This is a genomic window from Nocardioides immobilis, from assembly GCF_003515065.1.
Taxonomy (GTDB): Bacteria; Actinomycetota; Actinomycetes; order Propionibacteriales; family Nocardioidaceae; genus Nocardioides; species Nocardioides immobilis.
The window spans coordinates 239,970-263,430 of record NZ_QXGH01000012.1; the positions used below are offsets into that span (position 1 = coordinate 239,970).

Genomic DNA, 23,461 nt, shown 5'->3' on the forward strand with positions numbered 1-23,461 from the left:
GCCAGCGCGCGAACGCCGGCGTACCGAGCGGTCCGAACGGACGGTGACGAGCTCGCACTGAGCTCCGCCAGCTGGTGAAGCAACACAGGGCCCGGCTCCAGGGTCGGTGGGGCGACCCGGGGCAGTGGGGTGGACCGTCGCGTCATTTCGTCTTCCGTTCGAACTCGTCGTGCACCCTTACCTGTCGCGAGGCGGCGCCGCCGTTACGCGGCGTCGAAAAAAGGTTGAAGTGGTCTGGACCACTTCCCGCCGGGAGCCGCGATCAGCCGGGGGTGTTGATCATGAACGTCGCCGCGTGGGTGACGTAGGCCCAGAACTGGGCGTCCTGCTCGGGGGTGAGGTCGACGGAGTCGAGAGCCGCCCGGAAATGGGAGAGCCAGCGGTCCCGGGCCTGCTGGTCCACGGGGAACGGCGCGTGCCGCATCCGCAGCCGGGGGTGGCCGCGACGCTCGGAGTACGTCGTCGGCCCGCCCCAGTACTGCACCAGGAAGAGGAGGAAGCGCTCCTCGGCCGGGCCCAGGTCCTCGTCGGGGTAGAGCGGACGGAGCACCTCGTCGTCCGCGACCCCTTCGTAGAACCTCGCGACGATCCGACGGAAGGTCTCGAACCCGCCGATCTCCTCGTAGAACGTCTGCGCTTCCGTCACGGAGCCATCATCCCGCGGGGGTGGTCGAGGGGTCGGCGTCGGGGCCACTCTCCGCGGCAGCGGTACGACGGTCCTCGCGGTGCCAGACCACCCGCTGGGCGAACGGGATCTCGATGCCCTCGTGGTCGAACCTGGCCTTGATCCGCTGGCGGAGGGTGCGGGCGACCGCCCACTGCTGGAGCGGGGCGGTCTTGATCATCACCCGGATCGTCACCGAGTCGGCTGCGAGCATCTCGACGCCGGTCACCTCGGGCTCCTCGATGATGATGCCCTTGAAGTCCTCGTCCTCCCACAGGTCGTGGGCGACCTCGCGGAGGACCCGCTGCACCCGCGCCAGGTCCTCGGAGTATCCGACGCCGACGTCGACCACGGCGCGCGACCAGTTCTTGCTCTGGTTGCCGACGCGCAGGATCTCGCCGTTGGGGACGAACCAGACGGTCCCGTTGACGTCGCGCAGCCGGGTCATCCGCAGCGTCACCGCCTCGACCGAGCCGATCGCCTCTCCGAGGTCGACGACGTCGCCGACGCCGTACTGGTCCTCCATGAAGATGAAGATCCCGGTCAGGAAGTCACGGACCAGCGACTGAGCGCCGAAGCCGAGCGCGATGCCGATGATGCCGGCGCTGGCGATGATCGGGGCGATGTTGACGCCGATCTCGCTGAGGATCATGGTGCCGATGACCGCGATCACGACGACGGTGATGATGCTCTGGAAGATGCCGGCCATCGTCTCGGCGCGTTGCGCCCGGCGGGCCGCAGCCAGGGCGTCGAGCCGGTCGGGCATCACGCCCCTCTCCGCGCGGCGGGCGATCCGTGCGACCACCTTGTGCAGCAGCCACCGGACGACCGCTCCCAGGAGGATCAGTCCGATGATCGCCAGCGGCGTGCCGATCAGGACGTCTGCCCAGTCGGCGAGCCGGGCGTTGTCGGTCCAGTCGTAGACGAGGTCGCACACCTGCTCGCCATCGGCGCAGGGGGCGGCGGCCAGGGGGAGAGAGGACATCCCCCGAGTGTGGCAAAGTCCGCCCGTTGGATCGAACCGGCGTGGGTGTCCGCTCGGGAACCGGAGCCGATATCCTGCGCGCGTGACCAGCAACGCCGTACGCCGACTGCTCGCCGCCGCCGTTCCCGCGGGACTCGCGGTGGCAGCCATCCTCGCCACTGCCGCGCCCGCGTCGGCCGACACCCCGGAGGGCTGGCCGGACGAGCCGGCCATCGACTTCGTCGAGATGCTCCTGATCCTGGGCGGGATCCCGCTGCTGGTCTTCATCGTGATCGTGGCGCTCGTCTACGGCCCGCCGCTCGCTCGCGGAGAGTCGGTCAAGCCGGGTGCGCAGCCGCTGGAGAGCCAGTGGCTCGGCGGCCCCCGCAAGTCCGGCGGCGAGCTCGCCGCTCCCGATGCCGAGGGCTCCAAGGCCGGCGGCGCCAGCGGTTCCTGGTAGCGGGCCATGTCCGCGACGGCACTGTCCAGCGCCCAGCAGGCCGCCCTCGACGCGACGATCCGGGCGGCCGAGCAGCAGTGCCGTGCCGAGATCTCGGTCTTCGTCGGCCCGATCGAGGGCCACGACCCGCGCGCGTTCGCGACCAGCCTGCACAACACCCTGGTGCTGCCGTCGCGCAGCATCCTGGTCATGGTCGACCCGACGCTGCGGGCGGTCGAGGTCGTCACGGGCGGGGAGGTCCGCCGTACCCTCACCGACGCCGAGGCCGCGCTCGCGGTCGAGGAGATGACCCGGTCGTTCGCCGAGGGTGACCTCGCCGGCGGTCTGACCCGGGGCATCCGCCTGCTCGGCGAGCACGCCCGGGCCTGACCGCCTGCGTCAGCTCCCGCTGGGTCAGCTCGCGCTGGCCGCGTCCGTGGCCTGGGCAGCGAGGGCGCGGGCCATGTCGGAGCGGCCCTCCTTGACGAACCGCAGCGCCCCCGGGTTGACGCCGTCGGCCTGGTTGGCGAGCCAGGCGTCGACCTTGGCGAGCGCCTCGTCGGACGCCAGCACCCGCGGGAAGATGTACTCCAGCGACACCGCTGCGCGGTGGGCACCGAGCCGTTCCCAGGCCAGCGGGGCGTCGGCGAGGAAGCGGTCGACGTACGGCGCCAGCACGTCCTGCTGGCCGTCGCGCATGAAGGACAGCACGACCTGCTTCGCGGTCTCGTTGGGGACCGAACCGTCGACCATCGCCTGGATCCAGGCCCGCGCCTTCGCCTCGGCGGTCGGCATCGCGGCCAGGGCGGCGGCGGCGTGCTCCTTGCCCGAGATCGTGTTGTCCTTGGCCAGCTCGGCGTCGATCCGGGCGTCGTCGGCCCGGCCGAGCCGCGCCAGGTTGTTGAGGAGCGTCCAGCGCAGGTCCTGGTCGATCGTCAGCCCGTCGAACGACAGCGAGCCGTCGAGGAGCGCCTCGAGGTCCGCGATCGCCTCCTCGCTGTGGGCGGCGCCGGCGTAGGAGCGGACGAACGTCAGCTGGTGGTCGGTGCCGGGCTCCGCGGCCGCGAGCAGGTCCCGCAGACCCCGCTCCCAGCGCTCACGCAGCGCGGCCTTGTTGGCCGGAGCGGCGTACTGCGTCACGGCCTGCGCGGCGAACGCCGGGAACGCCGTGAGGCCCCACGAGTCGGTCTCGGCGCCGATGTTGCCGAGCACCAGCGCGACGAAGTCGGTCGCCGACATCTCGGCGTCGCGGGTCATGTCCCACGCGGCGCTCCAGATCAGGGCGCGGGTGAGCGAGTCGTCGCAGGCGCCGAGGCTCGCGACGGCGGTGGCCAGCGAGCGCTCGTCGAGACGGACCTTGGCGAACGTGAGGTCGCCGTCGTTGAGGAGGAGCAGGTCGGGCTGGGCCTTGCCGACCAGCTCGTCGATCTCGGTGAGCCCGCCCACCACGTCGACCTCGACGTACTCGCTCCGGACCAGCCTGCCGTCCGCCCCAGAATCGGACACCGTGTTGTTGTAGAGGCCGATGCCGAGCCGGTGCCGGCGCAGGGTCGGCTGCTCTTCGATCGCGGTCTGCTTCACCGCGAACGAGGAGTACGCGCCATCCTCGGAGAGCTCGAACACCGGCGCGATCGTGTTGACGCCGGCGGTCTGCAGCCACTCCTGCGCCCACCCGGTCAGCTCGCGGCCCGACGCCTTCTCGAGCGCGGTCAGCAGGTCGATGAACTCGGTGTTGTCGTAGGCGTGGTCGCGGAAGTACTCCCGCAGGCCTTCGAGGAACGGCTCGAGCCCGACCCACGCGACCAGCTGCTTGAGCACCGCCGCGCCCTTGGCGTAGGTGATCATGTCGAAGTTCACCTCGACCGCGTGCAGGTCGACCATGTCGGTGGCGATGGGGTGCGTGCTGGGCAGCTGGTCGGAGCGGTAGCCGCGCTGCTTGCGCATGTTGGCGAAGCCGGTCCAGGCGTCGGTGTACGACGTCGCCTCGGCCTCGGCGTGGTAGCAGGCCCACTCGGCGAACGACTCGTTGAGCCAGAGGTCGTCCCACCAGCGCATCGTCACCAGGTTGCCGAACCACATGTGCGCCATCTCGTGGAGGATCACCGAGGCCCGGAACTCGTAGAACGAGCGCGGCTGGCGCGAGCGCGGGATGTACTCGTCACGCAGGGTCACGCAGCCGGCGTTCTCCATCGCGCCCATGTTGTACTCGGGCACGTAGAGCTGGTCGTACTTCACGAACGGGTAGGGGAAGCCGAAGGCCTCCTCGAAGAACTCGAAGCCCTGCCGGGTGAGCAGCACGAGCTCCTCGCGGTCGCGGTCGAGCTCGGCCTTGAGCGACTGGCGCGAGTAGTGGCCCATCGGGATGGTGCCGTACTTGCCCTCGTAGACGTCCTGGACCTCGTAGTACTCACCGGCGACGACCGCGGTGATGTAGGTGGACATCCGCTTGGTGGTCGGGAAGGACCACAGCGCGTTGCCGACTCCCTTGTCGGGGGCCGGGGTCGGCGCGGGGGTCGAGGCGTTCGAGACGACCTTCCAGTGCGCGGGGGCGGTCACGTTGAAGTTGAAGACCGACTTGAGGTCGGGCTGCTCGAAGCAGGCGAAGACGCGCCGGGCGTCCGGCACCTCGAACTGCGAGTAGAGGTAGACCTTGCCATCCGCGGGGTCCACGAAGTGGTGGAGGCCCTCGCCGGTGTGCGAGTAGGTGCAGTCGGCGCGGACCACCACCGTGTTCTCGGCCTGGAGGCCGGTCAGCGGGATCCGGCTGTCGACGTACGACGCGACGTCGACCGGATGGCCGTTGAGGACGATCTCGTGGACGGTCGCGTCCACGAGGTCGACCCAGGTCTCGGCCCCCGGCTCGCGGCAGGTGAACGAGATCGTGGAGGTCGATCCGAAGGTCTGGATGCCGTCTTCTTCGGCCTGGGTGAGGTCGAGGTCGACGGTGTACGACGTGACGTCGATCAGCGCGGCGCGGGCGGTGGCCTCGTCGCGCGTGAGGTTGGTTCCGGGCATGCCCGTCATCCTCGCATCGGAGCCCAGATTGTCAGACATCGGGCAGCGACCTGCGTCACAATGGAGGTGCCGCGGCGACGAACCACAACGGTGTAACTCAAGAAAGTCAAGCGCGACACGCCTGTGACCCCTGTGTTTTTGGGGGTTTTTGTTGCGCTGTGGGGCAAAAGTGACCCAGAGTGTTCGCCATGCGCCCCAGACGTTCGCTCTGGCGCGGGGGAACCGCGCTGCTCACCAGCACGCTTGTGGCGACCCTTCTCGTCGTTGCCGGACTGCAGCAGCAGGCCGGACCGCCGACCCCGATCCAGAGTCCCGACACCACCGCAGCGTCCGGGTCGACGTACCTCTGCACCGGCTACACCGGCTGTCGCAACGCCGGCTACTCCGACGCGGGTTACGGCGCCGTCAACAACCGGATGTACTGGCGCATGTACAGCGGCCACAACTGCACCAACTACGTCGCCTACCGGATGATCCGGGCCGGCATGTCGACCGAGCGGCCGTGGGACGGCACCGGCATGGCCTACAACTGGGGTCACGCGCGGTCGGACATCACCAACAACCGTCCGAGCGTCGGAGCCGTCGCGTGGTGGGACCGCTACGACAACGGCATCGGCTCCAGCGGCCACGTGGCGTACGTCGAGCGCGTGGTCTCCGCCGACGAGATCGTCATCAGCGAGGACTCCTGGAGCGGCGACTTCCACTGGCGGACGATCACCCGTGACAGCGGACGCTGGCCCACCGGCTTCATCCACTTCGTCGACAAGGCCGTCCAGAACACGGCGGCCCCGGCGATCTCCGGCACCCCGCAGGTCGGCGTCGAGCTGACCGTCTCCCGCGGGAGCTGGTCGCCCAACCGCGAGCTCAACTTCGGCTGGCAGTGGTACGCCGACGGCACGCCCGTCGCCGGCGCGACGGCGCGGACCTTCACGCCGACCGCGGAGGAGAAGGGCAAGGCGGTCACGGTCGAGGTCACGGCGCGACGCCCCGGCTTCACCCCGGCGACCATCACGACGGCGCCGACCGCGCTCGTCGCGCGCGGCGAGTTCACCGTCGTCGCCCCGCCGACGATCACCGGCGACCCCACGGTCGACGAGGTGCTGACGGCCACCCCCGCGACCTGGTCGCCGGCATCGGAGGACACCCTCTACCGCTGGAAGGCGGACGGAGTCCTCATCGAGGGCGCGACCGGTCGGACCCTCACCCTCACCCGGGCGCTGCTCGGCAAGACCATCGTCGTGGGTACCCACGCCCGGGCACCCGGCTACCGGAACTCCCCGGTCCGCTCGGCGCCCATCGGCCCCGTCGTCGTCGGCGAGATCGTGGCCAGCACGCCTTCGACCCTCATCGGTCGGCTCCGCGTCGGCCAGGTGCTGACGGCGCAGCCCGGCGCGGTCGAGCCGTCCGACGCGACGGTGACCTACCAGTGGCTCCGCAACGGCACGCCGGTCACCGGCGCGACCACCGAGACGTACTCGCTGACGGCCTCCGACCTCGGTGCCACGATGGCGGTCCGGGTCACCCGCTCGCGGCGCAACTACGCCGACCTCGTAGAGACGGTCACCGCCACCCGCGCGGTCACGGTCAAGCCGACGGTCACCCTGACCGCCGTGGGGCGCTCCCGGCGGGCCGTGGTCCGGGTCCAGGTCACGGCTCCCGACATCACCGTGACGGGCGACGCCACGGTCAAGGTCGGCGCGCAGCTCGCCACCGCCACGCTCGTCGACGGCCGCGCCCGCGTGGTCGTCACCGGCGTCGAGCCCGGCGAGCGCCGGGTGCGGGCGTGGTACGCCGGCAACGGGTCGGTCCTCCGGGCCAGGGCGGAGTCAACGGTGCACGTTCTGCCCTGACCGGGAATGCGGACCGCGGTCCGCCTTGTTGTGAGCGATATGACCATCTCGGAGAACGTCCGTGACCGCGCGGACTTCTGGTTCGACCCGCTCTGCCCGTTCGCGTGGATCACGTCCCGCTGGATGCTCGAGGTGGAGCAGGTGCGCGACGTCGACGTCGAGTGGCACGTGATGAGCCTCGCCTACCTCAACCAGGACAGGGACATCCCCGACGCCTACCGCACGCTGCTGGCGCCGGCATGGGGGCCCGTGCGAGTGCTCGTCGCCGCCGAGGAGCGGCACGGCAACGAGGCGTTGCTGCCGCTCTACACGGCGCTCGGCAACCGCATCCACCTCGAGCAGCGTCCGCTCCACCAGGAGCCCGACGCCGGCCGCTCCCTGGTCGCCGCGGCGCTCGCGGAGGCCGGCCTCGATGCCGACCTGATCGACGCGATGGACGACCAGTCCTACGACCACGCGGTGGTCAAGTCGCACCACGAGGGCATGGACCAGGTCGGCGACGACGTCGGTACGCCGACCATCGCCGTGAACGGATCGGCGTTCTTCGGTCCGGTGCTCTCGAGGATCCCGCGCGGCGAGGACGCCGGCCGGCTCTGGGACGGCGCCGTCGCGCTGGCGTCGTTCCCCTACTTCTACGAGCTCAAGCGGAGCCGCACGGGCGACCTGGATTTCGGCTGATTCGGGAGTAACGTCGGCGACATGGCCACGTCGACGACGACGACCGATGCCGTGCGAGTCTTGGTGCACGCGCTCGACCAGGCCGGCGACGTACTGGATCACGTCTACGCCGACCGGGTCGCAAACCCGACGCCCTGCCGAGAGTGGGACGTCGGCGCGTTGGCCGACCACCTGGTCCACGCGCCGGAGCTCTTCCTGGCGATGATGCGCGGTGAGCAGCCGGACTGGTCGGCCCCGACGCCGCACCTCACCGAGGGTTGGGCGGCTGCCTACCGGGTGCACGCCGACGACCTCCTCCATGCCTGGCACGAGCTCGACGGCGAGCCGCCACTCCCGGCAGAGTGGCAGATCGCCGAGCTCGCGATCCACGCCTGGGACCTCGCGGTGGCGGTCGGCTTCCCGATCGACCGCCTCGACCCGCAGGTCGCCGAGGTCGGTCTCGGCTTCCTGCGCGAGACCATGACACCTGAGCGCCGCGGCCAGTGGTTCGGCCCGGAGGTCGAGCCTCCCGCGGACGCGGGTCCATACGACGCGCTCGCCGCCTTCGCCGGTCGTCAGGTCTGACACGCCACGCACCTAAGGGTTCGCCTCTTCGGGCCCGAGATGTCGCATGCTCGATACCCATGGGCTTCTCGGATCTGCCTGTTCGTCGTCGTGACGCCACCCGACTCGCGGCGGTGGCCGCGGCTGCCGTTGCGGGTGTCTCCATCGCCCGGCCGGCTGCTGCCGACCGCCGCCACCGGCTGCGCGCCCAGCCCGACGGGGTCGACGCCCTCGAGCTCGCGGTCGCCGGGCTGGCCGGAACCGCTCGGCGGGCCGGCGGCCTGCGGACCCCGGTCGTGGCCACGACCCGGTTCGCCGCCCTCGGGGTGACCTGGGGCCGTGGGGACGGCCGGGTGCGCGCTCGCTGGCGCCGGGAGCGGAACGGCTGGACCGAGTGGCGCACCCTGCCGCGGCTCGCGCACGGCCCGGACCCCGACTCCGACGAGGCGGCAGCCGCGACGTCGGCGACCGACCTGGTCTGGACGGAGCCGAGCGACGCGGTGCAGCTCGAGCTCACCGGTGACCAGCGCGACCCCGTGCTGGTCCTGCTACGTCCCCGCCGTCGCAAGGGCGACGGCCGGGTCGAGCAGCCCGCCCCCGTCGTCACCGACGTCGGCGCCCGCGAGGTGGGCAGCGTGCCGATGCCCGGCCTGCTCTTCCGCAAGGCCTGGGGTCCGGACCCCCGCCTCCGCAACGGGCGTCCGTCGTACAACAACAGGATCCGGCAGGTGCACGTCCACCACACGGTGAACAGCAACGACTACGCGCGGGCGGACGTGCCCGGCATGATCCGCGCGATGTACCGGTACCACACGCGCAACCTCGGCTGGTCCGACCTCGGCTACAACTTCCTCGTCGACCGGTTCGGGCGGCTGTGGGAGGGACGGGCCGGCGGCCCGCGGCGCGCCGTGCGGGGTGCGCACACGCTGGGCTTCAACCACGCGTCCGTGGGCGTCGCGGCGATCGGCAACCTCGAGAGCGGGGCGGTCGGGAAGCGCATGATCCGGGCATTGGTACGGGTCGCGGCCTGGAAGCTCGACATGTACGGCGGCAACCCGCACCGCACGATCTGGATCCGCTCGTCGGGGAGCGACCGGTTCCCCTACGGCGCCATGGTCGAGCTCCCGACGATCGACGGCCACCGCGACACCAACCAGACCGCGTGCCCGGGGCAGCACCTCTACGACGCGCTCCCGGCGGTACGACGACGCACCGCGCGCCGGATCCGCGAGTTCCGCGCCGGGTAGTGGCGGGTGGTTGAGGTGCGAGCGGACCGCGCCCCGAAACCACCAATAGGATCCGCTGCATGACTCGAGTCCTCTCCGCCGTCGCCTGGCCCTACGCCAACGGGCCCCGCCACATCGGCCACGTGGCCGGTTTCGGCGTGCCCTCCGACGTGTTCTCGCGCTACATGCGGATGGCCGGCCACGACGTGCTCATGGTCTCCGGGTCCGACGAGCACGGCACGCCGATCCTGATCGCGGCCGACGAGGCGGGAGTCTCGCCACAGGAGCTCGCCGACCAGAACCACCGGCTGATCGTCGAGGACTTCGTCGCGCTCGGACTGACCTACGACCTCTACACGCGGACGACGACGCGCAACCACCACGCGACGGTGCAGGAGCTGTTCCTCGGGGTCTACGAGAACGGCTACTTCCTGGAGGAGACGACGTTCGGCGCGATCTCGCCGTCGACCGGGCGCACCCTCCCGGATCGCTACATCGAGGGCACCTGCCCGATCTGTGGCTACGACGGCGCGCGCGGCGACCAGTGTGACAACTGCGGCAACCAGCTCGACCCGCAGGACCTCAAGAACCCGCGCAGCCGGATCAACGGCGAGACGCCGAAGTTCGTCGAGACCCAGCACTTCTTCCTCGACCTGCCGGCACTGGCCGACGCCCTCGGGGAGTGGCTCGACGACCGTGAGGCGACCGGCCTGTGGCGGCCGAACGTGATCCGCTTCTCCAAGAACATCCTCGACGAGATCCGGCCGCGGGCGATGACCCGTGACATCGACTGGGGCATCGCGATCCCGCTCGACGGCTGGCGGGAGAACCCGACCAAGAAGCTCTACGTCTGGTTCGACGCGGTCATCGGCTACCTGTCCGCGTCGATCGAGTGGGCACGCCGCCTCGCCGAAACCGAGGGAACCAGCCCCGAGCGCTGGCGCGAGTGGTGGAACGATCCCGAGGCGCTGTCCTACTACTTCATGGGCAAGGACAACATCACCTTCCACAGCCAGATCTGGCCGGCCGAGCTCCTGGCGTACGACGGCAAGGGCACGAAGGGCGGCAGCCCCGGACGGTACGGCGCACTGAACCTGCCGACCGAGGTCGTCAGCTCGGAGTTCCTCACCATGGAGGGCAAGAAGTTCTCGTCGTCGAAGAAGGTCGTGATCTACGTTCGCGAGCTGCTGAGCCGTTACCAGCCCGACGCGTTCCGCTACTTCGTCGCCGCCGCCGGCCCGGAGAACCAGGACAGCGACTTCACCTGGGCGGAGTTCGTGCGTCGTACCAACGACGAGCTGGTCGCCGGCTGGGGCAACCTCGTCAACCGGACGGCGAACCTGATCCACAAGAACTTCGGGGAGATCCCGGCTGCGGGTGAGCTGACCGAGGGCGACGAGGCGGTGCTCGACGCCACCGAGGCCGCGTTCGGGACCGTCGGCGACCTGATCGGCCGCAACCGGATGCGACAGGCGATCGGCGAGGCGATGCGGGCCGTGGGCGACGTCAACAAGTACGTCTCCGACCACGAGCCGTGGAAGCTCGCCAAGAGCACAGCCGAGGACGAGCGCGAGCGCCTTCGGACCATCCTGCACGTCGCGGCCCAGTGCGTCGCGGACCTCAACCTGGTGCTGTCGCCGTTCCTCCCGTTCTCCGCCAATGAGGTCGACCGCGCGCTCGGCGGGCCGGGCGCGGTCGCTCCGATGCCGCGGCTCGAGGAGGCCGACGACCTCGACGGCGGGGCGCCGTACCCGATCATCACGGGGGAGTACTCCGGCTTCCCCGCGTGGCGGCGGCACCCGATCGAGCCGGGCACTCCGGTGGGCAAGCCGACGCCGATCTTCACCAAGCTCGACCCGTCGGTCGTCGAGGAGGAGCTGGCCCGCCTGGAGGCGTAGGACGGATACGCCCGTCGGCGGACGATGATTCTGCCGACTCGGCCTAGTCTCCTTGCGCATGACCATCGCGTTCCTGCTCACCTCGCTGGTGATCGTCGCGACGCCCGGCACGGGTGCGCTCTACACGATCGCGGCGGGTCTCACCCGCGGGGCACGGGCCAGCGTGCTCGCGGCCTTCGCCTGCACGCTCGGCACGGTGCCGCACCTGCTGGCAGCCATCACCGGACTTGCTGCGCTGCTGCACGCGAGCGGTGTCGCGTTCGCGGTCCTCAAGTACGCGGGCGTCGCGTACCTGCTCTACATGGCCTGGGCCACGTGGCGCGACCACGGCGCGCTGTCCGTCGACGACGGTGAGACCGACGTACGCCGATCGGTCTGGACCGTCCTCGGCGCCGGCATCACGCTCAACCTCCTCAATCCCAAGCTGACGATCTTCTTCTTCGCCTTCCTGCCGCAGTTCGTCCCGGCGGGGGACGGCGCGGTGCCGGCGATGCTCGTGCTCAGCACGGTCTTCATGGCGATGACGTTCGTCGTGTTTGCCGCGTACGGCGTCTTCGCGGCCGCCGTCCGCGACCACGTGCTGCGCCGGCCGCGGGTGCTCGACGCGGTGCGGAAGGTGTTCGCCGCGACCTTCGCCGCCCTGGCGGGTCGGCTGGCGTTCGAATCGCGCTGACGTTCAGCCGACGATCTCGTCGAACGGCACCAGCGCGACGTCGAGCTCGGACATCCGCGCGGCGAACACCCGGTAGGCGCGTCGGGCCTCGCCGTGGCGCCGGGCGTCGGCGAGGACCCGGACCAGCTCGTGGTGGGTGGGCTCGTCGTAGGGGTCCTCGGTGATGACCGCCATCAGCCAGCCGACGGCCTGCTCGGTCTCGCCGGCTTCGACCAGGCGCGAGGCCAGCGTCCGCTTGACCTCGATCGCCAGCCGCAGCATCTCGTCGCGGACCTCGTCGGCCCACTCGTCGACGGACTCGTCGGCCAGGAACGGGGCGGGGTGCAACGAGGCGGCCGCCTGCAGCAGGGGTACGGCGTCCGCCGATCCCGATCGGACCGCGTCCAGCGCTGCCCTCGCGAGCCGCTCGAACTCGACGATGTCGATGCTCACCGCGGTGGGGTCGAGACGCGCGTTGCTGCGGTCCGAGGCGAGGTAGCGGTCGGCGTCGTGCTGCCGGCCCGGATCGAGCACCGCCCGTGCCGTCGACAGCGCGACCGACAGCCGGCCGGACGTGTCCCTGACCCCTGGCCACAGCAGCTCGGCGAGCGCGGCCCGGCTCATCGCCCGGCCTCTCCGCGCGGCCAGCACCTGCACCAGCTGCCGGCTCTTGCGCGACGGCCAGTCCGAGGCCGGCACCGGTGTGCCGGCGACCGAGACGGCGAAGGTGCCGAAGGTGCGGATGGCGACCTCGGGCGCGCCCAGCGCCCCCAGCACGTGGAGGGGGCCGGCGATCCGGTCGGCGTCGGCCCGTACCCCGAGCGCCTGGAGGGCCTGCCGCCCCGCCTCCTCGGCGCCGCGGTCGCCCAGCAGGCGTGCGGAGATGACCCGGTTGACCGCGCACCGGATCGCGCTGCCGACCTCGCGCCAGGCGTCCGCTGCCTCCGCGAGCTGGCCGAGGGCGTCGTGCGCGTCGCCGGTGGTGGCCCAGCGGATGAGGGCCCGCAGCTCGAGGGCGTCGGCCAGCTCGCCGAGCTGGTCGCGGCGTCCGGCCTCCGCCAGCGCCCGGGCCGCCCACATCTCCGCGGCCTCGAGGTCGCCCTGGCCGAGTGCGACCCAGCCCGCGGCCCGGAGCGCGATGACGTCACCGACGGTGTGGGGCTGGTCGAGTGCCCGCTTCGCGTGGGCGCGCGACGAGGCCGGGTCGTCGGCGACCACCGTCTCCGCCAGCCCGGCCATCGCGGGGCCGAGGACCTGGGCGTTGCCGGACGCCTCGGCGCGCTCGACCGCCTCGACGTACTTCGCGTGTGCGCGGGTCGCGTTGCCGCGGACCCGGTGCGCGTCGGCCTCGAGCAGCAACGCGAAGGCGAGCAGGTGTGCGGCCTCGGCGGCGCGGAACTTGTCGGTCGCGATCGCGATCTCGCCGACGGCCTCCTCCAGCCTGCCGAGCCCGAGCAGTGCCTCCGCGCGGTTGACGCTCACCATCGCGCTGGCCAGACCGACGCAGTGGTCCTCGCTGATGGCGACCGCGTGATCGAGCTCGTCGAGGGCCTGTCGGAACCGGCCCGCTTCGACGTGGCGGGAGCCGAGGTTGTTGCGCACCCGGACGACCGTGACCGCGTCGCCGGCGCGCTCGGCGTGCGCCAGGGCCTTCTCGTAGGCGAGCAGGTTGGCGGAGCGGTCACCGGCGTGGGCCTGCACCAAGCCGTTGGCCACCCACGCCGCCCCGATGGCGCCGTCGTCGCCACACGCGCAGGCAGCCGCCATCGCCTCGTCCGCGACCCGACGCCCGGCCTCGGCGTTGCCCTGGGCCCAGAGCACGGAAGCGTGTCCGGCCAGGAACCGGGCGCGGTCGACGGGGTCGGGGTCGGGGTCGCTGAGAGCAGCCTCGAAGTACGCGAGCGCGTCCGGGTACTCACCGCGGTAGTGGTGGGCGGTCCCCAGCCGCCAAGCCGCCGCCATCGGCAGTACGCCGCCGCCCGCCAGGACCTCGCCCAGCAGCAGGGCTCCGCGGTCGAGCAGGTCCCTGCGGGTGCCGCCGATCAGCTCGTCGCCGTGCGCGAGCACGAGCGCCACGGCCGCGGTTGCAGCCGCCGCGGCGTCGACTTTGGAGAAGTCTTCGGGCACGACACCCCTTCGTCCTGAAGGTGGGTTCGCTGGGAGACTAGACCGGTTGACGGCGCCCTGTTCGCGGAATCCGGTTGCTCGCCCGAATCCGTTGATGTGACGCTCGCGCCCATGGCAGGCGATTTCAGCATCACGTTCGAGGACGATGCGGCGCGGTTCCTGGAGCGGGCCGGAGACCGGCTCGCTGCCGAGCCGGTGGTGTCGACCGTGATCGCGACCGTCGCCGCACGGATGACGCAGTCGGCCCCGAGCACCCCGTTGGCGCCGTACTGCTGGTTCGTCGTGGTCACCGACCCTGCCGGGGAGATCGCCGGGGTCGCGATGCGGACGGCGCCGTTCCCGCCGTACCCGGCCTACCTGCTGGCGATGCCCGACGCCGCGGCCGTCGCCCTCGCCGACGCGCTCGTCGAGCGGGGCGAGATGGTCGGCGGCGTCAACGGCGCCCTGCCGGCGACCAGGGTCGTCGCGGAGCGGATCGCCGAGCGCGTCGGCGGCGAGGTCGAGGTCGACATGCACACCCGGCTGTTCGAGCTGGGGACCCTTGTCGAGCCCGGGCCGACGCGCGGCCGGCTGCGTCCGGCGTACGACGACGAGGCGCCGCTCGCGCTCGAGTGGTTCCACCAGTTCCACGTCGATGCCGACGAGCAGGCCGGGCACGACGGTCGAGCCGATCGCTCCGAGGCGACCACGCTGGACGACGTCCGCGGGCGGATCCGGCAGGGACGGATCTGGATGTGGGTCGACGACGGCGACACCCCGCGACACCTGACGGGCGCCAACCCGCCGGCGTACGGCGTCGCCCGGATCGGCCCGGTGTTCACGCCGAAGGAGCATCGCGGTCGTGGCTACGCCAGCGCAGCCGTGGCCGAGGTGTCCCGGCTGCTGCTCGCGGAGGGCAGCCGGGTCACCCTGTTCACCGACCAGGCCAACCCGACCTCGAACCGGATCTACACCGCGCTCGGCTTCGAGCCCGTGGTCGACATGGTCGAGCTGACGATCCGGTAGTCGCGGCGGGGCGCCCCTAGGAGTGTGCTGAACAATCCGGCCGTAGCGAGCGGCGCTCCGCGGGATGCTCCGCAAGGCGCGGTCGCGACGACGCTGTGGTCCATCTTCGAGCGGCCGCAACGCCGCGGAGCGCCCGCGGGGCGTCGCGCAGTAGGGCGGATTGTTCAGCAGGCTCCTAGACTCAGCCCTTGCCATGACCGATACCCCTGACGACTCCACTGACGGGGCCCGCCCCGCCGAGACCTTCGCCGAGGCCGAGGACGCCCTGCTCAGCCGCTGGCCCGAGACCCGGCTCGAGCCTTCGCTCGACCGGATCCGCGCGTTCACCGAGCTGCTCGGCGACCCGCAGCGCACCTACCGCTCGGTCCACCTGACCGGGACCAACGGCAAGACGTCGACGGCGCGGATGATCGACGGCTTGCTGCGCACGCTCGACCTGCGCACCGGCCGGTTCACCAGTCCGCACGTGGAGCGGATGAGCGAGCGGATCAGCATCGACGGCGAGCCGCTCGACGACGACGCCTTCGTGCGGGCCTTCAACGACGTCGCGCCCTACACCCACCTGGTGGACGAGGCCGAGCCCTTCCCGTTGTCGTTCTTCGAGGCGATCGTCGGGATGGCGTACGCCGCGTTCGCCGACGCCCCTGTCGACGTCGCGGTGGTCGAGGTCGGCATGGGTGGGTCCTGGGACGCGACCAACGTGATCGACGCCGACGTCGCGGTGGTCACGCCGATCGCGATCGACCACGCCAACTACCTCGGCACGACCATCACTGCGATCGCGCAGGAGAAGGCCGGGATCATCAAGGCCGGTAGCACCGCGGTCCTGGCCCAGCAGCCGGCCGAGGTGGCCGAGGTGCTGCTGCGCCGGGCCGAGGAGGTCGGCGCCACCGTGGTCCGGGAGGGCGTCGACTTCGGCGTCGTCGACCGGGCGCCTGCCGTCGGTGGCCAGGTCGTGACGATCCGCGGCCTGCGCGGGCAGTACGACGAGCTCTTCCTCCCGCTCTACGGCGCCCACCAGGCGCAGAACGCCGCCACGGCGCTGGCCGCGGTCGAGGCCCTCCTCGGCAACGACCCCCTCGCCGACGACGTGGTCCGTCAGGCGTTCGCGGAGGCGACCTCGCCCGGGCGGCTCGAGGTCGTCCGCCGCAGCCCGACGATCGTGCTCGACGCCGCCCACAACCCGGCGGGCGCCGAGGCGACCGCTGCCGCGCTCGACGACTCCTTCCGGTTCGACCCGCTGATCGGGGTCTTCGGCGTCATGGGCGACAAGGACGCAGAGGGTCTGCTGGCGGCCTTCGAGCCGCACCTCTCCCATGTCGTGATCACCCAGAACTCCACGGCCCGGGCGATGCCGGCCGAGCAGCTCGCGGTGACGGCGATCGAGGTCTACGGCGAGGACCGGGTCACGGTCGTGCCGCGGCTCGGCGACGCCCTCGACGCCGCGGCCGCCCTCGCCGAGGCCGACTCCGGGAGGGGCGACCCGCTCGGCGCCGGCGCGGTGCTCGTCACCGGGTCGGTGGTCACGGTCGGTGAGGCGCGCCTGCTGTTGGGCGGCCGCAAATGAGGTCGGTACGCCGCTCGCTGTGCGCCACCGTGCTGTCGGTCGAGGCGATCACCCTCGGGCTGACGACCCCGGTGATGATCGAGCTCACCGACGTGTCCACGGGCACGGCGCTGGCGATCGGCCTCGGCCTCGCGGCCGCGTGCCTGGTGACCGCCGGCCTGCTGCGCGCCGAGTGGGGCTACCTGCTCGGGCACACGATCCAGGTCGTGGCGGTCGGGCTCGGCTTCGTCGTACCGATGATGTTCGTGCTCGGGCCGATACTCGCCCTGCTGTGGGGCACCGCCTACGGGGTCGGCCGCAAGATCGAGCGCGAGCGGGCCGAAGCCCACGCCGTCTCAGGGGAGAGCGATGCCGAGCGCGAATCGGATGTGTAACTCCCGCTAGGTAGAGTTGCCGCCGTGCCAGTGATCATCGACAAGCTCCTCCGTATCGGAGAGGGCAAGATCCTCCGCCAGCTCGAGGCGGTCGCGAAGGCCGTCAACGCCATCGAGGACGACTTCGTCGCGATGTCCGACGACGAGCTGCGCGGGATGACCGACGAGTTCAAGAAGCGGCTGGCCGACGGTGAGACGCTCGACGACCTCATGCCGGAGGCGTTCGCCACGGTCCGTGAGGCGGCCAAGCGGGTCATCGGCCAGCGCCACTTCGACGTGCAGATCATGGGTGGCGCGGCCCTCCACATGGGCAACATCGCCGAGATGAAGACCGGTGAGGGCAAGACCCTGGTCGCCACGCTGCCGTCCTACCTCAACGCCCTCGCGGGTGAGGGCGTCCATGTCGTCACCGTCAACGACTACCTGGCGAAGTACCACGCGGAGTGGATGGGCCGGATCCACCACTTCCTGGGCCTGTCCACCGGCGTGATCCTGCCGCAGATGCGGCCGGCGCAGCGGCGCGAGGCCTACGCCTGCGACATCACCTACGGCACCAACAACGAGCTCGGCTTCGACTACCTGCGCGACAACATGGCGGGGTCGATCGAGGACTGCGTCCAGCGCAAGCACTTCTTCGCCGTGGTCGACGAGGTCGACTCGATCCTCATCGACGAGGCGCGGACCCCGCTCATCATCAGCGGTCCGACCCAGGACGAGGTGAAGTGGTACGGCGAGTTCGCCAAGATCGCCCAGAAGCTCACCAAGGACACCGACTACGAGGTCGACGAGAAGAAGCGCACCATCTCGGTCCTCGAGCCCGGCATCACGAAGGTCGAGGACCACCTCGGCATCGACAACCTCTACGAGTCGGCGAACACGCCGCTCATCTCGTTCCTCCACAACTCCATCAAGGCCAAGGAGCTGTTCCGGAACGACAAGGAGTACGTCGTCATGAACGGCGAGGTGCTCATCGTCGACGAGCACACCGGCCGGATGCTGGCCGGTCGCCGCTACAACGACGGCCTCCACCAGGCGATCGAGGCCAAGGAGGGCGTGAAGGTCCGCGAGGAGTACCAGACGCTGGCCACCGTCACCCTCCAGAACTACTTCCGCCTCTACGAGAAGCTCTCCGGCATGACCGGCACGGCGCTCACCGAGGCGTCCGAGTTCGACAAGATCTACGGCCTCGGCGTGGTCCCGATCCCGACGAACAAGGAGATGGTCCGCAAGGACCAGCCCGACCTCGTCTACCGCACCGAGGAGGCGAAGTACGACGCCGTCGTCGACGACATCGCCGAACGCAACGAGAAGGGCCAGCCGATCCTGGTCGGCACCGTGTCGGTCGAGAAGTCGGAGTACCTCTCCAACGCGCTCAAGAAGCGCGGCGTCCCGCACTCGGTCCTCAACGCGAAGGTGCACGCCGAGGAGGCGAAGATCGTCGCGCTCGCCGGCCACAAGGGCGCCGTCACCGTCGCCACCAACATGGCCGGCCGTGGCACCGACATCATGCTCGGTGGCTCGATCGAGTTCCTCGCCGACCAGGAGCTGCGCAAGCAGGGCCTCGAGCCGACCGGCGAGACCGCCGACGAGTACGACGCCGCGTGGCCCGCCATGATCGAGCAGATCAAGGAGCAGGTCGCTGCGGAGCACGACGAGGTCCGCGAGCTCGGCGGCCTCTACGTGATCGGCACCGAGCGGCACGAGTCGCGCCGCATCGACAACCAGCTGCGTGGTCGCTCCGGCCGCCAGGGAGACCCGGGCGAGTCCCGCTTCTACCTGTCGCTGCAGGACGAGCTGATGCGGCTCTTCAAGTCCGACTGGGTCGACCGCGTGCTCGTCATGCTGAAGATCCCGGACGACGTCCCGATCGAGAACAAGCGGGTCACCAACGCGATCGCCAACGCCCAGGGCCAGGTCGAGTCGCAGAACTTCGAGTCCCGCAAGAACGTCCTCAAGTACGACGACGTGATGGACCGCCAGCGCAAGGTGATCTACGGCGAGCGCCGCGAGGTGCTCGAGGGCGTCAACCTCGAGGAGCAGATCCGCACCTTCATCGACGACGTCGTCACCGGCTTCGTCGGCGGCTCGCTCGACCAGTACTCCGAGGAGTGGGACCTCGAGCAGCTGTGGACCGATCTCAAGCAGTTCTGGCCGGTGTCGCTCTCCCACGAGGCGGTGGCCGAGGAGATCGGCAACCACGCGGTGCTGCACAAGGAAGAGCTGATCGAGACGCTCAAGGCCGACGCGCACGCCGCCTACGACCGCCGCGAGGAGGAGGTCGGCGAGGAGGTCATGCGCGAGCTCGAGCGTCGGGTCCTGCTCTCGGTGCTCGACCGCAAGTGGCGCGAGCACCTCTACGAGATGGACTACCTCCGCGAGGGCATCTACCTGCGCGCGTACTCCCAGCGTGACCCGCTGGTCGAGTACCAGCGCGAGGGCTACGACATGTTCGCCGCGATGATGGACGGCATCAAGGAGGAGACCGTCGGCTTCCTCTTCAACCTGGAGGTCCAGGTCGAGGACGACGAGCCGGAGTTCCACTACCACGCCGACGGCTCCCGTCACGAGGGCCCGATGCACGAGGGCGCGCTCGCCGAGCCGCCCGTCGGACTGGGTGCGCAGGGCCCCGGCCTCGGCGACATCGCGGCCGCGCTTGGTGCCGCGTCGGCCGGGGAGGAGGAGCCGATGCGCCGTACCCTGCCCTCGCAGACCGGTCCGCTGATCAGGGCCAAGGGCCTGGAGGCTCCGAAGCAGCCGCAGTTCCTGTCCTACTCGGCGCCGAGTGACGTGACCGGCGAGCCCGAGGTCCGCGGGGCCACGGCCTCCAACGCCGACGACGAGTTCGCCGAGATCGGCCGCAACCAGCTGTGCCCTTGCGGTTCGGGCAAGAAGTACAAGCGCTGCCACGGCGCTCCGGGTGGCCCCAGCGGCCTCACCGCCCGCATCAGCTAGCCCGGCTACTGCAGCGTCATCCTGGGCTCACCGTTGAGCAGCCCGGTGCCCGTGCGGGTGCAGGTGCCGCCGCGCGGCGTACCACCGTTGTAGGCCTGGCGGACGCACGAGCGCACCGCGAGCTGGCCCCAGTAGTTCGGGTGCAGCGACTCCTGGATGTAGTACGGGCTGCTGGAGCAGCACGTCGAGACCGTGCGGATCTGGTTGACCCACTCCGTCCGGTCCACTGCTCCTGTCGACTGCCAGCTGGCGATGCCGACCTCCTCGTAGAGCCCGACGCCCGACTCGCAGAGCCGGCGGCCGGCGAAGGTGTTGGCGAGGTTGAGGACGGAGGCGTTGGTGACGCCGGCCTGGCTGATCGCGCCGGTCACCGTGTTGTTGATGGTCGGCAGCGCGTAGCTGTTGGCCCAGTCGGCGTCGGCGTTCCAGAAGCCACAGCCACCCGTGCTCTGGCGCGTGTAGCCGCTCTGGCTGTACCGGAAGCCCGACCCGTTCGGGATCGGGGACGGGTAGGTCTGGACGAGCATCCGCCACTGGCTGTCGGCGTACCCGGCGTTGCGCATCGCGGTGCGCACGTTGGTGAGGGCGGTCGCGATCCGGGTCTTCACGGCGCTGATGTTGCTGCTGGTGAAGTTGCTCGTGACGCTGCTGTCGTCCTTGCAGTAGTCCGGCCACCACGACGGCGACGCCAGGAAGTCGGTGACGCACTGCTGGACGATGCCGGCGAAGTTGAAGTCGTTGCCGCCGATGCTGACGACGACCATCCGCACGTTGTGGGTGGACGCGAACGTCTGCAACGCCCGCGCCTGACCGACACCTGCGGTGCCTGAGTAGAAGTCGATCCCCGGCTTGAAGTAGTCGCCGGTAGCGGTCGCCGTCTTGGCGCCCGAGCAGGCGAGGTTGAGGCTGTTGACCCCGCCGCCGATGTGGATCTCGGCGCTCTTGCTGCGGTGGCAGCGCGCGATCGCCTCACCGGTGCCGGAGGCGTTGTCGTAATAGGCCGTCGAGCCGAGCGCGTCGGCCCGGGAGCTGCTGGAGTTCGAGGACCCGGCCCAGCGGCCGGCCTCACCGGAGATGTAGGAGTCGCCGACCGACACGACCCAGGGCGTGCCGACCCCGGGTCCGTCGGCATGGGCCGATGGTGCTGGGAGCGGGGCGAGCAACGTCGCTGCGGCGACCGCGAACGGGGCCACGAACGTGCGGAACATCAAGGTGATCTCCTCGGGGTCTTCCCTCCCAGGGGTCCGCACGGACCCGCGCCGAAGATAGTGACGGCGGTCACCTTTGGGAAGATCTCCGGTGAAACCGGTCCGGATCAGGAAAAGTCAAGGGCGGCGCAGATCCAGCGCTGCTCGATCCGTTCGAACCGGGCGGCGAGGGCGCGCGAGCGGGCGCCGTACCGCACGTGGACGGCCGCCTCGACCGCGTCCGGCCGGACGAAGCACGTGTGGACGCTCAGCACCCGGGGACGCACCGGCTGGACCCGTGCGAGGCCGGGCTGGTGGCCGCCGGCGCGGGCGACCAGCAGTGCCCGTCGTCGGAGGTCGTCGTAGACGTCGGGCAGCGTCCAACGCAGCAGCTGCGAGACCGGGCGGTCGCCGCCGACGATCTCGACGGCCGCCTGGGCGAAGCGGCGCGTCCACTCCTCGACGACGGCCCGTTGGCGACGGTCGATCGCCACGACCGTGGCGCCGGTGTGGGCCTCGCCCTCGGGGATCGGAGGCTCGCTGCGGGGGAGCAGGGCGAGCGCGAGCATGCCCTGGGTGGCGGCGACCGGCACGGGCAGCCGGACACCCATCAATGGGTGCAGGGTGGTGGTCATTGGTCCTCCTCGAGCGGACGCTGGTGACGGTTGGTGGGTTCAGCCGGTCGGCGGCAGCTCCAAGAGCTGGCCGGGCAGGATCAGGTCCGGGTCGGGGCCGATGACGTCGGTGTTGTGGTCGTAGATCCGGTGCCAGTAGCCGACGATCTCGACGACCGTGGCGCGCGGTCCGAGCCGCTGCTCGGCGATCGCCCAGAGGGAGTCGCCGGGGCGGACGCGCACCTGGCGGGATCCGTCGTCCGCGCGATCGGGCAGCGGAGCGTCGCTGGTCGCGCGATCGGGGAGCGGGAGACCGGCGAGTGACGACGGGGCGACCGGCGGCCGGTCGTCGGCGGCTGCCGGAGTGCCGAGCGCGACCACGCCGCACGCGGCGAGGAGTACGGCGCGCAGCGCGCCGGGACGCCGTACGGCGACGCCTCCGTCGCCCGGCCCCGTGCGGAGGACCCGGACGACGACATCCGTCGTCATCGCCCACAGCCAGCCTGCGGCGACGGCCATCGCCGCCGCGCAAACGGTGACGAGCAGGTCGGCGAACTCCGGCCCGGTCGAGAGCAGCTCGGGGCTGGTGGCGAGCGTCGGGAGGGTGGTCCAGGCGATGCCGGCCGCTGCCGCGGTGGTCGCGCACCACAGCGCTCCGCTCCTGATCCACACCACACCTACGCGCGTCGACCGGATCATCCCCGAGAACCTTCTGTTTGCTTGCGTTTGCCTCAGTCTGCTGGCGTTCACGAGGCGCGTCAATATGCTTTCCACAGCCCCGATGTGATGAGGTGGGCCCCATGGGTTGGGAGGACGATCTCTTCGCGCTCTTCGACGATCTCGAGGGCCAGGCCGGCGCGCTCGCAGCCGCCGAGCGGGGCGCCGAGCACGCCGATCGGAGTCGCGCGGAGTACCAGACCGTCACCCTCGCCAGCCGGCTGATGGCCTCCGCGGGCACCGAGCTCACGATCGGGATCGCCGGGGTCGGCACCGTGACCGGCACCGTCGACCGGGTCGCCGACGACTGGCTGCTCCTGTCGGCCGGTCAGCACGACTGGGTGGTCAGCGCCGACGCGGTGACGACGGTCGAGAGGGCTTCGGTGCGCTCCATCCCCGAGGTCGCCTGGTCACCGCTCACCCGGCTCGGGCTCGGCTCCGCCCTGCGCCGGATCGCCGAGGCCGGCGAGCGGTGCCTGCTGCACCTGCGCGACGGCTCCCGCCACGAGGGCAACCTGCGCCGGGTCGGCGCGGACTTCTGCGAGCTCGTCGAGGGCGACGACCGGCGGATGATCCTGGTGCCGTTCGCGGCACTCGCAGCCGCTCAGTCGCGGGCGTAGGGCTACGTCGCCTACGTCGCCTCGAGGTCGTACGGCGGACGCTCGCCCGCCTCGAGCGGCCGCTGCTCCGGCTTGGCGTGGCTGACGACCTCGTCGTCCTCATCGGCGAGCGCCTCGGCGATGTGCTTCCGCACGATCACTCGGGGATCGAGGTCGGTCAGCTCGAGGTCGGCGAACTCGGGACCGAGCTCGGAGCGCAGCTCGTCGCGGGCGTTGTTGGCGAACGTGCGCAGCTTGCGCACGACCTGACCGGCCTGCTTGGCCAGCTCCGGCAGCTTGTCGGGACCGAAGACGAGGACGGCGAGGAACGCGATGACGACGAGCTCACCGAACCCGATCCCGAACACCGCTCGCCCCCGCTGTCCGCGC

The 23,461-nt window shown here is 70.9% G+C and carries 21 protein-coding genes; 13 read left to right on the forward strand and 8 right to left on the reverse strand.

Translation table 11 applies throughout. From position 1 onward, the window contains the following. Positions 1–262: 262 nt before the first annotated feature. Both D0Z08_RS08540 and D0Z08_RS08545 read right to left on the reverse strand, forming a co-directional pair. The gene (locus D0Z08_RS08540; protein ID WP_118924603.1) at positions 263–646 is read right to left on the reverse strand and encodes a globin; all 384 of its coding nucleotides are present in this window, start codon (positions 644–646) and stop codon (positions 263–265) included. A 7-nt stretch (positions 647–653) separates the two neighbouring features. Further along, complete coding sequence (locus D0Z08_RS08545) at positions 654–1,649, reverse strand: mechanosensitive ion channel family protein (protein ID WP_118924605.1); 996 nt, start codon at positions 1,647–1,649, stop codon at positions 654–656. Between the two features lie 82 nt (positions 1,650–1,731). On the opposite strand from D0Z08_RS08545, the gene D0Z08_RS08550 reads away from it, so the two are divergent. Continuing rightward, positions 1,732–2,088 (forward strand): hypothetical protein, encoded by a 357-nt coding sequence (locus D0Z08_RS08550; protein WP_118924607.1) that lies wholly within the window; start codon positions 1,732–1,734, stop codon positions 2,086–2,088. 6 nt (positions 2,089–2,094) lie between these two features. Continuing rightward, the gene (locus tag D0Z08_RS08555) at positions 2,095–2,457 is read left to right on the forward strand and encodes a TPM domain-containing protein (RefSeq protein WP_118924608.1); all 363 of its coding nucleotides are present in this window, start codon (positions 2,095–2,097) and stop codon (positions 2,455–2,457) included. Positions 2,458–2,481: 24 nt separating this feature from the next. On the opposite strand, the gene pepN is transcribed toward D0Z08_RS08555, so the two are convergent. Further along, positions 2,482–5,082: an aminopeptidase N gene (gene pepN / locus D0Z08_RS08560; RefSeq protein WP_118924610.1), complete on the reverse strand. Its 2,601-nt coding sequence runs from the start codon at positions 5,080–5,082 to the stop codon at positions 2,482–2,484. 188 nt (positions 5,083–5,270) lie between these two features. Here pepN and D0Z08_RS08565 point away from each other — a divergent pair, with 188 nt between their 5' ends. Genes D0Z08_RS08565 through D0Z08_RS08590 form a run of 6 tightly spaced genes read left to right on the forward strand, consistent with a single transcriptional unit; the run spans position 5,271 to position 11,950 of the window. Continuing rightward, on the forward strand, positions 5,271–6,932 hold the full coding sequence (locus tag D0Z08_RS08565) for a CHAP domain-containing protein (protein WP_147381370.1): 1,662 nt from the start codon (positions 5,271–5,273) through the stop codon (positions 6,930–6,932). A gap of 39 nt (positions 6,933–6,971) precedes the next feature. Next, entirely contained in the window at positions 6,972–7,610 is a 639-nt protein-coding gene (locus tag D0Z08_RS08570) for a mycothiol-dependent nitroreductase Rv2466c family protein (RefSeq protein WP_118924614.1), read from the forward strand. A gap of 21 nt (positions 7,611–7,631) precedes the next feature. Continuing rightward, the gene (locus D0Z08_RS08575; RefSeq protein WP_118924616.1) at positions 7,632–8,174 is read left to right on the forward strand and encodes a TIGR03086 family metal-binding protein; all 543 of its coding nucleotides are present in this window, start codon (positions 7,632–7,634) and stop codon (positions 8,172–8,174) included. Between the two features lie 59 nt (positions 8,175–8,233). Next, positions 8,234–9,400, forward strand: a complete 1,167-nt coding sequence (locus tag D0Z08_RS08580) for an N-acetylmuramoyl-L-alanine amidase (RefSeq protein WP_118924618.1) — start codon at positions 8,234–8,236, stop codon at positions 9,398–9,400. Between the two features lie 59 nt (positions 9,401–9,459). Then, positions 9,460–11,277, forward strand: coding sequence for a methionine--tRNA ligase (gene metG, locus D0Z08_RS08585; protein ID WP_118924620.1), 1,818 nt, complete (start codon positions 9,460–9,462; stop codon positions 11,275–11,277). A gap of 58 nt (positions 11,278–11,335) precedes the next feature. Beyond that, positions 11,336–11,950: a LysE family translocator gene (locus tag D0Z08_RS08590; RefSeq protein WP_118924621.1), complete on the forward strand. Its 615-nt coding sequence runs from the start codon at positions 11,336–11,338 to the stop codon at positions 11,948–11,950. Positions 11,951–11,953: 3 nt separating this feature from the next. On the opposite strand, the gene D0Z08_RS08595 is transcribed toward D0Z08_RS08590, so the two are convergent. Continuing rightward, entirely contained in the window at positions 11,954–14,056 is a 2,103-nt protein-coding gene (locus tag D0Z08_RS08595; protein WP_118924623.1) for an AfsR/SARP family transcriptional regulator, read from the reverse strand. A 111-nt stretch (positions 14,057–14,167) separates the two neighbouring features. Here D0Z08_RS08595 and D0Z08_RS08600 point away from each other — a divergent pair, with 111 nt between their 5' ends. From D0Z08_RS08600 to secA, 4 genes are all read left to right on the forward strand, one after another. Next, positions 14,168–15,061 (forward strand): GNAT family N-acetyltransferase, encoded by an 894-nt coding sequence (locus D0Z08_RS08600; protein ID WP_118924625.1) that lies wholly within the window; start codon positions 14,168–14,170, stop codon positions 15,059–15,061. A 193-nt stretch (positions 15,062–15,254) separates the two neighbouring features. Continuing rightward, entirely contained in the window at positions 15,255–16,628 is a 1,374-nt protein-coding gene (locus D0Z08_RS08605) for a bifunctional folylpolyglutamate synthase/dihydrofolate synthase (RefSeq protein ID WP_118924627.1), read from the forward strand. Continuing rightward, on the forward strand, positions 16,625–17,002 hold the full coding sequence (locus tag D0Z08_RS08610; protein ID WP_118924629.1) for a DUF4233 domain-containing protein: 378 nt from the start codon (positions 16,625–16,627) through the stop codon (positions 17,000–17,002). The genes D0Z08_RS08605 and D0Z08_RS08610 overlap by 4 nt, the downstream gene beginning before the upstream one ends. A 24-nt stretch (positions 17,003–17,026) precedes the next feature. After that, positions 17,027–19,954, forward strand: coding sequence for a preprotein translocase subunit SecA (gene secA, locus D0Z08_RS08615; protein ID WP_118924631.1), 2,928 nt, complete (start codon positions 17,027–17,029; stop codon positions 19,952–19,954). Positions 19,955–19,959: 5 nt separating this feature from the next. Here secA and D0Z08_RS08620 read toward each other — a convergent pair whose 3' ends face one another. The 3 genes from D0Z08_RS08620 to D0Z08_RS08630 all read right to left on the reverse strand — a co-directional run bounded on the left by D0Z08_RS08620 (position 19,960) and on the right by D0Z08_RS08630 (position 22,454). Then, positions 19,960–21,162 (reverse strand): SGNH/GDSL hydrolase family protein, encoded by a 1,203-nt coding sequence (locus D0Z08_RS08620; RefSeq protein ID WP_245993786.1) that lies wholly within the window; start codon positions 21,160–21,162, stop codon positions 19,960–19,962. Between the two features lie 107 nt (positions 21,163–21,269). Beyond that, the gene (locus D0Z08_RS08625) at positions 21,270–21,776 is read right to left on the reverse strand and encodes an Rv3235 family protein (RefSeq protein ID WP_118924633.1); all 507 of its coding nucleotides are present in this window, start codon (positions 21,774–21,776) and stop codon (positions 21,270–21,272) included. Positions 21,777–21,815: 39 nt separating this feature from the next. Further along, a complete protein-coding gene (locus D0Z08_RS08630) occupies positions 21,816–22,454 on the reverse strand; it encodes a LysM peptidoglycan-binding domain-containing protein (RefSeq protein WP_118924635.1) in 639 nt (212 codons plus the stop codon). 101 nt (positions 22,455–22,555) lie between these two features. Between D0Z08_RS08630 and D0Z08_RS08635 the strand changes: the two genes are divergently transcribed. Further along, positions 22,556–23,092 carry a hypothetical protein gene (locus tag D0Z08_RS08635; protein ID WP_118924637.1) on the forward strand — a complete coding sequence of 179 codons (537 nt, stop codon included), beginning with the start codon at positions 22,556–22,558 and terminating at the stop codon, positions 23,090–23,092. An 11-nt stretch (positions 23,093–23,103) separates the two neighbouring features. Here D0Z08_RS08635 and D0Z08_RS08640 read toward each other — a convergent pair whose 3' ends face one another. Further along, a complete protein-coding gene (locus D0Z08_RS08640) occupies positions 23,104–23,439 on the reverse strand; it encodes a sec-independent translocase (protein WP_118924639.1) in 336 nt (111 codons plus the stop codon). Positions 23,440–23,461 lie beyond the last annotated feature (22 nt).

Coding starts and splice junctions, on each gene's coding strand:
- D0Z08_RS08545 (WP_118924605.1), bottom strand. CDS start 1,649: ATGTCCTCTCTCCCCCTGGCCGCCGCCCCCTGCGCCGATGGCGAGCAG.
- D0Z08_RS08555 (WP_118924608.1), top strand. CDS start 2,095: ATGTCCGCGACGGCACTGTCCAGCGCCCAGCAGGCCGCCCTCGACGCG.
- pepN (WP_118924610.1), bottom strand. CDS start 5,082: ATGCCCGGAACCAACCTCACGCGCGACGAGGCCACCGCCCGCGCCGCG.
- D0Z08_RS08565 (WP_147381370.1), top strand. CDS start 5,271: ATGCGCCCCAGACGTTCGCTCTGGCGCGGGGGAACCGCGCTGCTCACC.
- D0Z08_RS08570 (WP_118924614.1), top strand. CDS start 6,972: ATGACCATCTCGGAGAACGTCCGTGACCGCGCGGACTTCTGGTTCGAC.
- D0Z08_RS08575 (WP_118924616.1), top strand. CDS start 7,632: ATGGCCACGTCGACGACGACGACCGATGCCGTGCGAGTCTTGGTGCAC.
- D0Z08_RS08580 (WP_118924618.1), top strand. CDS start 8,234: ATGGGCTTCTCGGATCTGCCTGTTCGTCGTCGTGACGCCACCCGACTC.
- metG (WP_118924620.1), top strand. CDS start 9,460: ATGACTCGAGTCCTCTCCGCCGTCGCCTGGCCCTACGCCAACGGGCCC.
- D0Z08_RS08590 (WP_118924621.1), top strand. CDS start 11,336: ATGACCATCGCGTTCCTGCTCACCTCGCTGGTGATCGTCGCGACGCCC.
- D0Z08_RS08600 (WP_118924625.1), top strand. CDS start 14,168: ATGGCAGGCGATTTCAGCATCACGTTCGAGGACGATGCGGCGCGGTTC.
- D0Z08_RS08605 (WP_118924627.1), top strand. CDS start 15,255: ATGACCGATACCCCTGACGACTCCACTGACGGGGCCCGCCCCGCCGAG.
- D0Z08_RS08610 (WP_118924629.1), top strand. CDS start 16,625: ATGAGGTCGGTACGCCGCTCGCTGTGCGCCACCGTGCTGTCGGTCGAG.
- D0Z08_RS08620 (WP_245993786.1), bottom strand. CDS start 21,162: ATGTTCCGCACGTTCGTGGCCCCGTTCGCGGTCGCCGCAGCGACGTTG.
- D0Z08_RS08625 (WP_118924633.1), bottom strand. CDS start 21,776: ATGACCACCACCCTGCACCCATTGATGGGTGTCCGGCTGCCCGTGCCG.
- D0Z08_RS08630 (WP_118924635.1), bottom strand. CDS start 22,454: ATGATCCGGTCGACGCGCGTAGGTGTGGTGTGGATCAGGAGCGGAGCG.
- D0Z08_RS08635 (WP_118924637.1), top strand. CDS start 22,556: ATGGGTTGGGAGGACGATCTCTTCGCGCTCTTCGACGATCTCGAGGGC.